This window comes from Streptomyces sp. NPDC005761, assembly GCF_040630635.1.
Taxonomy (GTDB): Bacteria; Actinomycetota; Actinomycetes; order Streptomycetales; family Streptomycetaceae; genus Streptomyces.
In genome coordinates, this window is record NZ_JBEXXX010000001.1 from 391,887 (window position 1) to 405,513 (window position 13,627).

The 13,627-nt window shown below is 71.0% G+C and carries 11 protein-coding genes; 9 read left to right on the forward strand and 2 right to left on the reverse strand.

Going from position 1 to position 13,627, the window contains the following annotated elements:
- Nucleotides 1-67: 67 nt before the first annotated feature.
- From ABZ434_RS01790 to mfd, 4 genes are all read left to right on the forward strand, one after another.
- On the forward strand, nt 68-691 hold the full coding sequence (locus ABZ434_RS01790) for a TetR family transcriptional regulator (protein WP_359131313.1): 624 nt from the start codon (nt 68-70) through the stop codon (nt 689-691).
- Between the two features lie 345 nt (nt 692-1,036).
- The gene (locus ABZ434_RS01795; RefSeq protein WP_148019058.1) at nt 1,037-1,825 is read left to right on the forward strand and encodes an ABC transporter ATP-binding protein; all 789 of its coding nucleotides are present in this window, start codon (nt 1,037-1,039) and stop codon (nt 1,823-1,825) included.
- A complete protein-coding gene (locus ABZ434_RS01800) occupies nt 1,822-4,401 on the forward strand; it encodes an FtsX-like permease family protein (protein ID WP_359131316.1) in 2,580 nt (859 codons plus the stop codon). The genes ABZ434_RS01795 and ABZ434_RS01800 overlap by 4 nt, the downstream gene beginning before the upstream one ends.
- 266 nt (nt 4,402-4,667) lie before the next feature.
- A complete protein-coding gene (mfd, locus tag ABZ434_RS01805) occupies nt 4,668-8,198 on the forward strand; it encodes a transcription-repair coupling factor (protein WP_359131319.1) in 3,531 nt (1,176 codons plus the stop codon).
- 69 nt (nt 8,199-8,267) lie between these two features.
- On the opposite strand, the gene ABZ434_RS01810 is transcribed toward mfd, so the two are convergent.
- Entirely contained in the window at nt 8,268-8,849 is a 582-nt protein-coding gene (locus ABZ434_RS01810) for a TetR/AcrR family transcriptional regulator (RefSeq protein WP_359131320.1), read from the reverse strand.
- Nucleotides 8,850-8,962: 113 nt separating this feature from the next.
- Here ABZ434_RS01810 and ABZ434_RS01815 point away from each other — a divergent pair, with 113 nt between their 5' ends.
- Complete coding sequence (locus tag ABZ434_RS01815; protein WP_359131321.1) at nt 8,963-9,829, forward strand: hypothetical protein; 867 nt, start codon at nt 8,963-8,965, stop codon at nt 9,827-9,829.
- 132 nt (nt 9,830-9,961) lie between these two features.
- On the forward strand, nt 9,962-10,720 hold the full coding sequence (locus tag ABZ434_RS01820) for an HNH endonuclease family protein (RefSeq protein WP_359131322.1): 759 nt from the start codon (nt 9,962-9,964) through the stop codon (nt 10,718-10,720).
- Nucleotides 10,721-10,826: 106 nt separating this feature from the next.
- On the opposite strand, the gene ABZ434_RS01825 is transcribed toward ABZ434_RS01820, so the two are convergent.
- Nucleotides 10,827-11,600: an SDR family oxidoreductase gene (locus ABZ434_RS01825; protein WP_359131323.1), complete on the reverse strand. Its 774-nt coding sequence runs from the start codon at nt 11,598-11,600 to the stop codon at nt 10,827-10,829.
- Between the two features lie 84 nt (nt 11,601-11,684).
- Here ABZ434_RS01825 and ABZ434_RS01830 point away from each other — a divergent pair, with 84 nt between their 5' ends.
- The 3 genes from ABZ434_RS01830 to ABZ434_RS01840 all read left to right on the forward strand — a co-directional run bounded on the left by ABZ434_RS01830 (nt 11,685) and on the right by ABZ434_RS01840 (nt 13,502).
- Entirely contained in the window at nt 11,685-12,296 is a 612-nt protein-coding gene (locus tag ABZ434_RS01830; RefSeq protein ID WP_359131324.1) for a TetR/AcrR family transcriptional regulator, read from the forward strand.
- A gap of 217 nt (nt 12,297-12,513) precedes the next feature.
- The gene (locus ABZ434_RS01835; RefSeq protein WP_359131326.1) at nt 12,514-12,885 is read left to right on the forward strand and encodes a hypothetical protein; all 372 of its coding nucleotides are present in this window, start codon (nt 12,514-12,516) and stop codon (nt 12,883-12,885) included.
- Between the two features lie 56 nt (nt 12,886-12,941).
- Nucleotides 12,942-13,502: a BMP family ABC transporter substrate-binding protein gene (locus ABZ434_RS01840; RefSeq protein ID WP_359131327.1), complete on the forward strand. Its 561-nt coding sequence runs from the start codon at nt 12,942-12,944 to the stop codon at nt 13,500-13,502.
- Nucleotides 13,503-13,627 lie beyond the last annotated feature (125 nt).

The window sequence follows — 13,627 nt, forward strand, 5'->3', positions numbered from 1 at the left end:
TCATTCCTTCGTGTGGTGGCCGGAACGCCCTTGACTGTGCCGATCACGAAACGCAGGCTCAACGCTGATGAATAACGCCGACCCCGCCCCCGCGCGCACCCGAGGCCGGCCCCGCGGTAATCCGCCGACCCGGGAGTCGATCGTTCCGGTGGCGCGTGCGCTGTTCCTGGAGCGCGGCTACCGGGCCACCACCCTGCGCGCGGTGGCCGGGGCCGCCGGAGTCGACCCGGCACTGATCGCGTACCACTTCGGCTCGAAGAAGGGCCTGTTCGCAGACGTGATGCAGTTCCAGTGCGCCAACGCGCTGGCGGTGGACGAGGTCCTGGGCGGTGACCCGGCCACGCTTCCCGGCAGACTCGTCGACGCGGTCACGGACCTGTGGGAGGACGCCGACTTCCGCCGGCTGACCGCGCAGGGCGACGAGGCCGCCGACGTGATCCGCGAATACCTGGAACGCGAGCTGCTGGCCCGGCTCGTTGAATTTCTCGGCGGCCGGGACGCGACCGCGCGCGCCACCGCCGTCGTGACGATCCTCGGCGGGCTCATCTACACCCGCTACCTCAACCCGCTCGCCACCCCCGCTGCCCTCACCCCGGCCCAGACACGCACCGTCCTCACCCCCGCCCTGCGCGCGGCGCTGGCCCCGAGGCCGCGCACCTCGCAGCCCCCGGGTACGGGACCGCGCGGCTGAAGGCCGCCAGCAGGGCGTTTCCGTAACGCCGGGCCCTGCCTCTCCACCCAGCGGTGTGGACCCACGGGCGCAGTCCCTGAGAGACATGTCCACCCCCGGGGCCAGACCCCTAGGGGTAGCTCCTTACTTCTGGCCAGGGACCGTTCCTCCCGGCGGAGGACGTGCCCGGCACCGCACGCTCCGTAGCGTGGTCATGCACCGGGATTGCGGCAGACCACAGGGGGCGGGGTGGGGAAAACCCCACCCGAAGACTGCGCTGGGCACCAGCGCGCACGACCCCCTCCGACGACCAGACTTCACAGCAGACGGCGACTACCCGTCACCGACCGACATAGGAGAAAAACCGTGACAACGGCTGTAACCATTCCCAGGCACGGGGGCACTGGAGGGCGTACGGCCGTGGCTGCGCGAGCGCGGCAGGTCGTCAAGGCGTACGGGGTCGGGGAGACCCGGGTCGTCGCGCTCGACCACGTCGACGTCGACATCGCCCGCGGCCAGTTCACGGCCATCATGGGCCCGTCCGGCTCCGGCAAGTCGACGCTGATGCACTGCCTCGCCGGCCTGGACACCGTGACCTCGGGGCAGATCCACCTCGCGGAGACCGAGATCACCGGCCTCAAGGACAAGAAGCTCACCCAGCTGCGGCGCGACCGCATCGGCTTCATCTTCCAGGCGTTCAACCTCCTGCCGACGCTCAACGCGCTGGAGAACATCACGCTCCCGATGGACATCGCGGGCCGTAAGCCGGACGCCGCCTGGCTGCGGCAGGTCGTGGAGACCGTCGGTCTCGCCGAGCGGCTGAAGCACCGGCCGACCGAGCTCTCCGGCGGCCAGCAGCAGCGTGTCGCGGTGGCCCGGGCGCTCGCCGCCCAGCCGGAGATCATCTTCGGCGACGAGCCGACCGGCAACCTGGACTCGCGGGCCGGCGCCGAGGTGCTGAACTTCCTGCGCAAGTCCGTCGACGAGCTCGGCCAGACCATCGTCATGGTCACCCATGACCCGGTCGCCGCCTCCTACGCCGACCGGGTGCTGTACCTCGCGGACGGGCGCATCGTCGACGAGATGCTCAACCCGACGGCCGACCAGGTGCTGGACCGCATGAAGGACTTCGACGCGCGCGGGCGGACGTCATGACCGTCTGGAAGACCTCGATGCGCAACTTCTTCGCGCACAAGGGACGCATGGCGCTCTCCGCCGTCGCCGTCCTGCTGTCGGTGGCGTTCGTGTGCGGCACGCTCGTCTTCACCGACACGATGAACACCACGTTCGACAAGCTCTTCGCCGCGACGTCGGCCGACGTCACCGTCAGCCCGAAGACGGCGAAGGTCGACGACACCCCTGAGAACGGCAAGCCCCAGTCGCTGCCCGCCTCCGTCATCGCGCAGGTCGAGAAGGCCGACGGGGTGAAGAAGGCCGAGGGTGCCATCTCCAGTTCGGCGGTCACGGTCGTCGACAGCCACAACAAGAACATGGGTTCCGACACGGGCGCCCCGACCCTCGCAGGCAACTGGACCACCAACGACCTGCGTTCCATGGAGATCACCTCCGGGCACGCCCCGCGCGGCCCGACCGAGGTCATGGTCGACGCCGACACCGCGGACAAGCACGATCTGAAGATCGGTGACGAGCTGCGCACCATCGCGGTCACCGGTGATGTCAGGGCGCGCATCAGCGGCATCGCCACCTTCAAGGTCACCAACCCGGGCGCGGCCATCGTCTACCTCGACACCGCCACCGCCCAGCAGAAGCTGCTCGGCAGCGCCGACGTCTTCACGCAGATCTCCATCACCGCCGAACCCGGCGTCAGTGACACGCAGTTGAAGCAGAGCGTGACCGCCGCGCTGGACGGCTCGGCCGCGTACAAGGTGCAGACGCAGAAGGAGACCGCGGAGTCCAACAAGGACTCCATGGGCGACTTCCTCGACGTGATGAAGTACGCGATGCTCGGCTTCGCCGGAATCGCCTTCCTCGTCGGCATCTTCCTGATCGTCAACACCTTCTCGATGCTGGTCGCCCAGCGGACCCGTGAGATCGGCCTGATGCGGGCTATCGGCTCCAGCCGCAAGCAGGTCAACCGGTCCGTGCTGCTCGAAGCGGTGCTCCTCGGCATCGTCGGATCGATCCTCGGCGTCGCCGCAGGTGTCGGCCTGGCGGTCGGGCTGATGAAGCTCATGGGCGCCATCGGCATGGAGCTGTCCACCGGCGACCTGACCGTGGCCTGGACGACCCCCGTGGTCGGACTCGCGCTCGGCATCATCGTCACCGTCCTAGCCGCCTACATCCCGGCCCGCCGGGCCGGCAAGGTCTCCCCGATGGCCGCCCTGCGCGACGCCGGAACGCCGGCGGACGCCAAGTCGGGCTGGATCCGGGCCGGAATCGGCCTGGTCCTCACCGGGGCCGGCGCGGCAGCCCTCTGGGCGACGACACGGGCGGACGAGGCGAGCGAGGGCTCGCTCTTCCTCGGCCTGGGCGTGGTCCTCACCCTCATCGGCTTCATCGTCATCGGCCCGCTGCTCGCCGGGGTCGTCGTACGGGCGCTCAGTGTCGTCGTCCTGCGGCTGTTCGGCCCTGTCGGCCGGCTGGCCGAGCGCAACGCCCTGCGCAACCCGCGCCGGACCGGTGCGACCGGTGCGGCGCTGATGATCGGCCTGGCCCTGGTGGCCTGCCTCTCGGTGGTGGGCTCCTCCATGGTCGCCTCGGCCACGGACGAGCTGGACAGGTCGGTGGGCGCGGACTTCATCGTGCAGTCGTCGACCGGCCAGCTGATCGTGCCGCAGGCCGCGAAGGCCCTGGAGACCGCACCCGGCATCGAGCACATCACCAACTACAAGGCCCTCGGCGCGAAGCTCACCAACCCCGACGGTTCGACGTCGGACGAGGACGTCACCGCCGCCGACCCGACGTACCCGCAGGACCTGCAGCGCAAGACGGTCGCCGGTGACCTGTCCGCTGCGTACGGGAAGAACGCCATGTCGGTCGGTGACGAGTACGCCACCGAGCACGGGATCGAGGTGGGCGACACGATCGCGGTCGCCTTCAAGGCGGGCGGGACGGCGAAGCTGAAGGTCGCCGCGATCACCTCGGACGACACGACCGTGGACCAGGGCGCGATGTACCTGAACACCACGACCGCCGAGCAGTACGTCCCCGCCGACAAGATGCCCAAGAACGTGATCATGTTCGCCAAGGCGCAGGACGGCAAGGAGAAGGAGGCCTACGCCGCCCTGAAGAGCTCGCTCGCCGAGTACCCGCAGTACAAGGTGCAGAATCAGGCCGACTTCAAGCAGGAGCTGAAGGACCAGATCAGCCAGCTGCTGAACATCGTCTACGGTCTGCTCGCCCTGGCGATCATCGTCGCGGTGCTCGGGGTCGTGAACACGCTCGCCCTCTCCGTCGTCGAGCGGACCCGCGAGATCGGCCTGATGCGCGCCATCGGCCTCTCCCGCCGCCAGCTGCGCCGCATGATCCGGCTGGAGTCCGTGGTCATCGCCCTGTTCGGAGCCCTGCTCGGCCTCGGCCTCGGCATGGGCTGGGGCACCTCGGCCCAGAAGCTGCTGGCCCTGGAGGGTCTCGGCGTCCTGGAGATCCCGTGGCCGACCATCATCACGGTGTTCGTCGCCTCGGCCTTCGTCGGACTCTTCGCGGCGCTGGTCCCGGCCTTCCGGGCGGGACGGATGAACGTCCTGAACGCCATCGCCACGGACGGGTGAGACAGAGGGTCCGCATAGACTGACGATTCCGGCCCCGGGGCGTTCCTCCAAACGCCCCGGGGCCGGAATCCGTCTGTCAGGGCCCCGTCCGGATTCTGTAGGCCCGGCCCCCGCCGCGCGGCGCTCAGCCCCGTTGCGGACGCGGCTGTCACCCCGGAGTCGTACGCTGGAACCCCGGCCCGTCCCACGTGTCGGGCCCTTCGCGTTGCCCCTGGCAGCAGCCGGCTGTCAGACCTCTGCCCTCGTTACCCGGACGGAAGCCCTTCATGAGCCTGCACGGTCTGCTGGATGTCGTCGTACGTGATCCCGCGCTCGACGAAGCGGTGAAGGCCGCCGGAGACGGGCACCGGATGCACATCGACCTGGTGGGCCCGCCCGCCGCGCGGCCCTTCGCCGTGGCGGCGCTCGCGCGGGACGCGGGGCGGACCGTGCTCGCCGTCACCGCGACCGGCCGCGAGGCCGAGGACCTCGCGGCCGCGCTGCGCACGCTGCTGCCGCCGGACACGATCGCGGAGTACCCGTCCTGGGAGACCTTGCCGCACGAGCGGCTCTCCCCCCGCTCCGACACCGTGGGCCGCCGCCTGGCCGTACTGCGGCGTCTCGCGCACCCGAGGCAGGACGACCCGGAGACCGGGCCGGTCTCCGTCGTCGTCGCACCGATCCGTTCCGTGCTCCAGCCGCAGGTCAAGGGGCTCGGCGACCTGGAGCCCGTGGCGCTGCGGATCGGGCAGAGCGCGGATCTCGGCAGGACCGTGGAGGCGCTCGCGGCAGCGGCGTACTCACGGGTCGAACTGGTCGAGAAGCGCGGCGAGTTCGCCGTACGCGGGGGCATCCTGGACGTTTTCCCGCCCACCGAGGAGCACCCCCTGCGGGTGGAGTTCTGGGGCGACGACGTCGAGGAGATCCGCTACTTCAAGATCGCCGACCAGCGATCGCTGGAGATCGCCGAGCACGGGCTGTGGGCGCCGCCCTGCCGCGAGCTGCTGCTGACCGACGAGGTCCGCGAGCGGGCCGCCGCGCTCGCCGAGGCCCACCCCGAGCTGGGCGAACTCCTCAACAAGATCGCCGAGGGCATCGCGGTCGAGGGCATGGAGTCCCTGGCCCCGGTCCTCGTCGACGACATGGAACTGCTGATCGACGTGCTCCCCGAGGGGTCCATGGCCGTCGTGTGCGACCCCGAACGGGTCCGTACCCGGGCCGCGGACCTGGTCGCCACCAGCCAGGAGTTCCTGGAGGCGTCCTGGGCGGCCACCGCGGGCGGCGGCGAGGCCCCCATCGACGTCGGCGCGGCCTCGCTGCGCGGCATCGCGGACGTACGCGACCGGGCCCGCGAGCTGAACATGATGTGGTGGTCCGTCTCCCCGTTCGCCGCCGACGAGGAACTGGACGAGGACACCCTCAAGCTCCGGATGCACGCTCCGGAGGCGTACCGCGGCGACACCGCCCGCGCACTCGCCGACACCAAGGGCTGGCTGGCCGACGGCTGGCGCACGGTGTACGTCACCGAGGGCCAGGGACTCGCCGCCCGCACCGTCGAGGTGCTGAGCGGCGAAGGCATCCCGGCCCGGCTGGACGCGGACCTCGCCGAGATCGGCCCCTCCCTCGTCCATGTCTCCCGCGGCGCCATCGACCACGGCTTCGTCGACTCCGAGCTCAGGCTCGCCGTCCTCACCGAGACGGACCTGACCGGTCAGCGCACCGCCACCAAGGACCTGGGCCGGATGCCGGCCCGCCGCCGCAAGACCATCGACCCGCTGACACTGGAGACGGGCGACTACATCGTCCACGAGCAGCACGGCGTGGGCCGCTACATCGAGATGGTGCAGCGCACGGTGCAGGGTGCCACCCGCGAGTACCTCCTCGTCGAGTACGCCCCCGCCAAGCGCGGACAGCCCGGCGACCGGCTCTACATCCCGACCGACCAGCTGGAGCAGGTCACCAAGTACGTCGGCGGCGAGGCCCCGACCCTGCACCGCCTCGGCGGGGCCGACTGGACGAAGACGAAGGCGCGCGCCAAGAAGGCCGTCAAGGAGATCGCCGCCGACCTGATCAAGCTCTACTCGGCCCGGATGGCGGCCCCCGGCCACGTCTTCGGCCCGGACACCCCGTGGCAGCGCGAACTGGAGGACGCCTTCCCGTACGCGGAGACGCCCGACCAGCTCACCACCATCGCCGAGGTCAAGGAGGACATGGAGAAGTCCGTCCCCATGGACCGGCTGATCTGCGGCGACGTCGGCTACGGCAAGACGGAGATCGCGGTCAGGGCGGCCTTCAAGGCGGTCCAGGACGGCAAGCAGGTCGCCGTCCTCGTCCCCACCACCCTCCTCGTCCAGCAGCACTACGGCACCTTCACCGAGCGCTACTCGCAGTTCCCCGTCAACGTACGGGCGCTGAGCCGTTTCCAGTCGGAGTCCGAGTCGAAGGCGACGCTGGAAGGACTCCGCGAGGGCTCCGTCGACCTGGTCATCGGCACCCACCGGCTCTTCTCCTCCGAGACGAAGTTCAAGGACCTGGGCCTGGTCATCGTCGACGAGGAACAGCGCTTCGGCGTGGAACACAAGGAGCAGCTGAAGAAGCTCCGAGCCAACGTGGACGTCCTCACCATGTCCGCGACGCCCATCCCCCGTACGCTCGAAATGGCGGTGACCGGCATCCGCGAGATGTCGACGATCACCACCCCGCCCGAGGAGCGCCACCCGGTCCTCACCTTCGTCGGACCGTACGAGGAGAAGCAGATCGGCGCCGCCATCCGCCGCGAACTGCTCCGCGAGGGCCAGGCGTTCTACATCCACAACCGCGTCGAGTCGATCGACCGGGCCGCAGCCCGGCTGCGCGAGATCGTCCCCGAGGCGCGGATCGCCACCGCGCACGGGCAGATGTCCGAACAGGCCCTGGAGCAGGTGGTGGTGGACTTCTGGGAGAAGAAGTTCGACGTCCTGGTCTCCACCACGATCGTCGAGTCCGGCATCGACATCTCCAACGCCAACACACTGATCGTGGAGCGCGGCGACAACTTCGGCCTCTCCCAGCTCCACCAGCTGCGCGGCCGCGTCGGCCGTGGCCGCGACCGCGGCTACGCCTACTTCCTCTACCCGCCGGAGAAGCCGCTCACCGAGACGGCCCACGAGCGCCTCGCCACGATCGCCCAGCACACCGAGATGGGTGCCGGCATGTACGTGGCGATGAAGGACCTCGAAATCCGTGGCGCGGGCAACCTCCTGGGCGGCGAGCAGTCCGGCCACATCGCGGGCGTCGGCTTCGACCTGTACGTCCGCATGGTCGGCGAGGCGGTCGCCGACTACCGGGCCTCGCTCGAAGGCGGCGTGGAGGAGGAGCCGCCGCTGGAGGTCAAGATCGAGCTCCCGGTCGACGCGCACGTCCCGCACGACTACGCCCCCGGCGAGCGGCTGCGCCTCCAGGCGTACCGCGCCATCGCCTCGGCCTCCTCGGAGGACGACATCAGGGCGGTGCGCGAGGAGCTCACCGACCGGTACGGCAAGCTCCCGGAGCCGGTCGAGAACCTCCTCCTGGTCGCGGGCCTGCGCATGCTGGCCCGTGCCTGCGGCGTCGGCGACATCGTGCTCCAGGGGCCGAACATCCGCTTCGCGCCGGTGGAACTGCGCGAGTCGCAGGAGCTGCGCCTGAAGCGGCTGTACCCGAAGACGATCATCAAGCCCGCCCTGCACCAGATCCTGGTGCCGCGCCCCACCGGCGGCAAGATCGGCGGCAAGCCGGTCGTGGGACGTGAACTGCTGTCGTGGACGGGGGAGTTCCTCACGACGATCCTGGGGTCCTGAGGGGCGTGCCGCCGGTCGGCGGCCCCGCGTGGCCCCGTCGGCCCGGCCGCACCCCCTCGGCGCGGCCGGTCATGCGCCGCCAGGGATCTCCGGTGCGAACAGCAGGTGCGTGGCGAGTGCCCGGAACACCTCCTCCGGATCCCGGTCGCCCACCGCCCCGCTCAGATTGCCGCTGAGCAGCAGGGTGGCGAAGCCGTGGGCCAGGGACCAGGCGGCCACGCCGGTGAGCCGGGCGTCGTCCCCGCCGCCGGAGGGGAGGGTGGTGACGCCCGCGCGCAGCTCCACCGACGCCCGCTCCTTCGCCGCGAGCAGCTCGGCGTCGTCGGTGCGGTAGAGGTCCGGCTGGAACATCACCTGGAAGTGGGCCGGGTGCTCGGCGGCGAACCGCACGTACCGCACGCCCCGCTCCCGCAGGTCCGGCGCGTCGGCGAGGGCGTCGGCGAAGAGGCCGTACCCCTCGGTGGCGATGGCGGTGAGCAGCCCCGTGCGGTCCTTGAAGTGGTGGGCGGGGGCGGCGTGGGAGACCCCGGCCCGGCGGGCCAGGTCGCGCAGGCTCAGCGCGGCGGGGCCCTCGGTGCGGATGACGTCGAGGGCGGCGGAGAGGACGGCCCGCCGCAGGTCGCCGTGGTGGTAGGTGCGGTCGCTGCTCATGGACAGCACCCTACGCAGGATCTAGTCATTGACAAGTTGACGGGGCGAGTGCATCCTGGCGGTACGGCGATCTAGTCGATGACTAGATCGGCACTGTCGCGGAAGGCGGAGACATGTCCGACGAGTTGGGTCGCGTACGGCAGATGTGGCACCTGCTGGAGCCCCTGCACGCTGTTCTCTACTACGCCCCGGAGGCCTTCGAGGAGGCCTCGGCACTCGGGTACGCCGTCGAGGAGCGCTGGCCGAGCTACTTCGCGTGGCGGGCGGCGCCGCTCGGGGAAGCGGGGGCCGGCCGGGTCACGGAGACCTTCTACAGCTTCAGTCCGGCGATGGTGGACGAGTACGTCCCCGCCGTCTGGTCCGTCGCCCCGCCCGGCGCCGTGCTCGCCGCCCGGGGGCGGGCCGTCGACCGTGCGTACCGCACGCTGCTGGGGGAGGCGGTCACCGCTCCGGGGACGGCCGAGGCCGCCGCGCTCGTACGCCGCGTCGCGGAAGCCGCCGACACGACGGGCCGCCCGCTCGCCGCAGCCAACGCCGCACTGCCCTGGCCGGACGAACCGCACCTCGCGCTCTGGCAGGCGGCGACCGTCCTGCGCGAGCACCGCGGCGACGGCCATCTCGCCGCGCTCGCCGACGCGGAGCTCGACCCGGTCGAGGCGCTGGTCTCGTTCGCCGCCATCGGCGCGGCGCGCCCGGAGGTGTTCGCGAGTCGCCGCTGGAGCGGCGAGGAGTGGTCGCAGGCCCGCGAACGCCTGCTGAAGCGCGGCCTGTTGGCGGACGACGGGGCCGCGACGGACGCGGGCAGGGCGCTGCGCGCCGAGGTCGAACGGCGCACCGACGAGGCGGCGGCGGCGCCGTGGCGGGTGCTGGGTGACGAGGAGCGGGAGCGGCTCGTGGAGTTGCTGGGGCCGTTGTGGGTGGCGGTGATCGGCTCCGGGCTGCTGCCCTCGGAGACGACGCTGGGCATCGGCAAGGTGTGATCCGGGCCGCATCCGGAGCGAAGGGATGCCATGAACGCGGCCCGGCGGGGAAGACATCCGTAGGATTCCCGGGTTGGTTCGGCTTTCTCCCCGTCAGGACGGCTACGAGTGATATCTCCCCGCGATTGTCGAGTGATCGTGCCCGCTCTGGGCGTGGTGGCGGTACTGGCCCTGGCCGGCTGCGACCCCGACCAGGTGACTTCCGGTACCGGCCGGTCGAGCAGCAGCGCGAACGGCGGTGGCGGGTCCGCCACCGGTTTCGGCGCCAGCCCGCTGGACAACCCGGACGGTACGAAGCCGGGCCTCGCCCCCCTCACCTCGGATGCGGACCGGGCAGCCGCCCGGAAGGTCATCGACAAGGTGGCGACCAAGGGGCGCGGTCCCAAGACCGGATACGATCGGGACGAGTTCGGATACGCCTGGAAGGACTCGGTCGACGGCATCCCGCTCTCGCGGAACGGCTGTGACACGCGGAACGACTTGCTGGCCCGCGATGGCAAGGATGTCGCGCTGCGGTCGGGATCGGACTGTGTGGTCGTCGCCATGACGCTCATGGACCCGTACACCGGCTCGTCCATCGAGTGGCGCAAGCAGCAGGCCACCAAGGTCCAGATCGACCACGTCATGCCGCTGTCGTACGACTGGCAGATGGGTGCCGCCCGCTGGAACGAATCCAAGAGGCAGCAGATCGCCAACGACCCGCTCAACCTCCTCCCGGTCGACGGCCCGGCGAACAACGCCAAGCGCGATTCGGGCCCGGCGTCCTGGCTGCCGCCGTACAAGCCGGTGCGCTGCTCGTATGCGCTGCGGTTCGCCCAGGTCTCGCTGAAGTACGAACTCCCGGTCACCACCGCGGACAAGAAGGTCATGCTGGAGCTGTGCGGCGGCTGACCGGCCCCCCTCCGAGGCGGGGCCGGCTCCGTCGCAAGGCGCGACCGGCCCCGCCCGAAGGTATGACCGGCCCCGTCCCGCCGGTCGGGCGCGTCGGCCCGGCCGGTCAGAGGCCTGAGCCACCGGTCGCGTCGATCACCCTGCCGGTCACCCAGCGGGCGTCGTCCGAGGCGAGGAACGCCACGATGCCCGCGATGTCCTCCGGCCGCCCGACCCGCCCCAGCGCGGCCAGTGAGGCGGCCTGCGCCTCGGCCTCGGGGTTGCCGCGCAGCCAGTCCGCGTTGATGTCGGTGTCGATGATGCCCGGGGCCACCGAGTTGACCGTGATGCCGCGCGGGCCCAGCTCCTTGGCGAGGGTCAGCGTGAAGTTGTCCAAGGCGCCCTTCGTCGCGCTGTAGGCGATGATCTCGGGCATGGCGACCCGGGCCGCGCCGCTGGAGATGTTGATGATCCGGCCGCCGTCGTGCAGCCGTTCGAGCCCGTGCCGGACGATGAAGAACGGTGCCCGTACGTTGACGGCGTAGACCTCGTCGAAGGCCTCCTCCGTGAGGGAGCTCAGGTCGGAGAAGAGCCCGGCGGCGGCGTTGTTCACGATGACGTCCACTCCGCCGCCCCGTGTGTGTTCGGTGATCTGCGCGTCGAACGCGTCCCACAGGGCGGCCGCGTCGCCGTGGGTGCCCAGCTCGGCGCGGATCGCGAACGCCGCGCCGCCGTTCTTGCGGATGACCTCGACGACCTCGTCCGCCGCCGCCGTGTCGCGGGCGTAGGCGACGGCCACGACCGCTCCGTCCCGGCCCAGCCGTTCCGCGATGCCTCGGCCGATGCCCCGGCTGCCGCCGGTGACCAGTGCGACCTTGCCCTCAAGTCCGTTCGTACCCATGGCTGTTGCCCCCACCTTTTGTTGAGTGATCGCTCAAAAAAGAACGTAGCACGACTTGTTGAGCGGGCGCTCTAGAATGTGGACATGGGTGAGACAGGTGCGACGCGCGGCCGCCCGCGTTCCTTCGACCGGGACGCGGCGCTCGCGGCCGCCGTCCGGCTGTTCTGGGAGCGCGGATACGGCGCGACCTCCATCGGAGAACTGACGGAGGCGATGGGCATCAGGCCCGCCAGTCTCTACGCCGCGTTCGGCGACAAGCGGTCGCTCTTCGAGGAGTCGGTCGCCGCGTACGGGAGGACGCCGGCCGGGTCCTTCATGGGCAGGGCGCTGGAGGAGCCCACGGCCTACGGCGCGTTCGCGCGGATCCTGCGGGAGGCGGCGCGGACCTACGCGGACTCCTCCCACCCGGCGGGGTGTCTGACGATCAGGGCCGCGACCAACGTCGCCGCGCAGGACGCCGGGGTGGGCGCCTTCCTCAAGGAGCTGCGCAATGCCAACCTCGTGGTCTGGGAGGCGCGGCTGCGGGCCGCCCAGCAGTCGGGCGAACTGCCTGCCGAGGTGAACCCGCAGGCCCTGGCCGGATACTTCGCAACGGTCATTCAGGGCATGTCGCAGCGGTCCTGCGACGGCGCCGACGCCGCCGAACTCGCAGAGGTCGCCGAGCTGGCCCTGGCGGCCTGGCCGGGGACCCGCTGACTGCGGACGTCCGGCGACCGCAGCCGACGGGAAGGCCGTACCCGGAGATGCGAGACGGTCGGCCGTGCGGTGGGCGGGCGCACCCTGGGGGAGGCCCTGCACCGGACCCGTGGAGGAGCGGTGTACTCTACGGCGTCCGAATCCATCGGGCGTCTGTGCGAACGGTCCGAGCCGCTCCATGCCGGGCCGCCCGTGTCGCTCCCTTAAGGAACAAAGCGTGAAGCCTGCTGTGCCCCACGCCGTCGAGGCAGGCCTGCGTTCGCCGCTTGCGACGGTGATGACCGTGACGCCCCGCGTCCTGCTGGCCGCGGTGCCCGTGGTGACGCTGGGCATGCTGTCCTTCGTGCCCTCTCTCGCCATTGCCGCACGGCAGCGGCGGGCCGTCGACTGGGCGGCGTTCGCCGGTTTCGCGGCCGCCAACGTGGCCTGGGTGATCTGGGCGGCACTGACCCCGGAGGAGACGCGGGGGGCGGAGTTCGCGGCGGATCTGCTGCTGGTGCTGGTCACCACTCTGGGGGCCGCAGCGCACGCCCTGTTCGCCGGGCCTCCCTGGCGGATGCGCCGTGCCGACGCGGGCGGCGCGGCATGAGGACGCGGCGGACCTGGCGGGGCAGGGCTCCCGCGCCGCAGCGCCGGATGCCGCGTGTGCGCGTGCTCCTCGAGCGCACGGCAGCGCTGCTGCGCGGGCGTCGTGGAGCGTGGGCGGGCGGCGGAGTGCTGCTGGTCGTCTGTGCCCTTGTCGCCGCGTGGGTGTTCGGCGGCGACGACGAAGCCTCGGGCCCACCCGATGCCAGGGCGCGCCAGTACCAGGACGTCGACGCGTGTCTGCTCACCGGCGAGGACGGCATCGCGGCGGGCACCCCCGCCGCCGCTGTCTGGCAGGGCATGGAGGCGGCCTCCGGTGACACACGGGCCCGGGTCACTCATGTCCCGGTCATGGGCGAGCAGACGGCTGCGAACGCGCTGCCGCACCTGAACGGGCTGATCCAGCGGGACTGCGAGGTCGTGCTGGCCACCGGTCCGGCCCAGACGGAGACGGTGCGGAAGGCGGCGGCCGGCCATCCGCGGGTGCGGTTCGTCGTGGTCGGATCCGGGGCGGGGGAGCGCGGCGCGGAAGCCGGCAACCTCACGGTGATAGCGCCGGGGGACGAGGTGCCGGACGAGGCCGCAGACGCCGTCCGACGAGCAGTCAAGGCCGTTCGGTAGCAGGCGAACTGGCAGAAAGCACGCGATGAGATAAACATCGCATAAGATCAGCCGGGAATTGGTAGATCTCGTGTCGGTGTATAGGGCAATCTCGCGAGGCCATATGTAGGCCTTGTGAAGAGAAA

What these genes read in the sequence shown, in the direction of transcription:
- ABZ434_RS01790 (WP_359131313.1), top strand. Translation starts at nt 68, where the DNA reads ATGAATAACGCCGACCCCGCCCCCGCGCGCACCCGAGGCCGGCCCCGC.
- ABZ434_RS01800 (WP_359131316.1), top strand. Translation starts at nt 1,822, where the DNA reads ATGACCGTCTGGAAGACCTCGATGCGCAACTTCTTCGCGCACAAGGGA.
- mfd (WP_359131319.1), top strand. Translation starts at nt 4,668, where the DNA reads ATGAGCCTGCACGGTCTGCTGGATGTCGTCGTACGTGATCCCGCGCTC.
- ABZ434_RS01810 (WP_359131320.1), bottom strand. Translation starts at nt 8,849, where the DNA reads ATGAGCAGCGACCGCACCTACCACCACGGCGACCTGCGGCGGGCCGTC.
- ABZ434_RS01815 (WP_359131321.1), top strand. Translation starts at nt 8,963, where the DNA reads ATGTCCGACGAGTTGGGTCGCGTACGGCAGATGTGGCACCTGCTGGAG.
- ABZ434_RS01825 (WP_359131323.1), bottom strand. Translation starts at nt 11,600, where the DNA reads ATGGGTACGAACGGACTTGAGGGCAAGGTCGCACTGGTCACCGGCGGC.
- ABZ434_RS01830 (WP_359131324.1), top strand. Translation starts at nt 11,685, where the DNA reads ATGGGTGAGACAGGTGCGACGCGCGGCCGCCCGCGTTCCTTCGACCGG.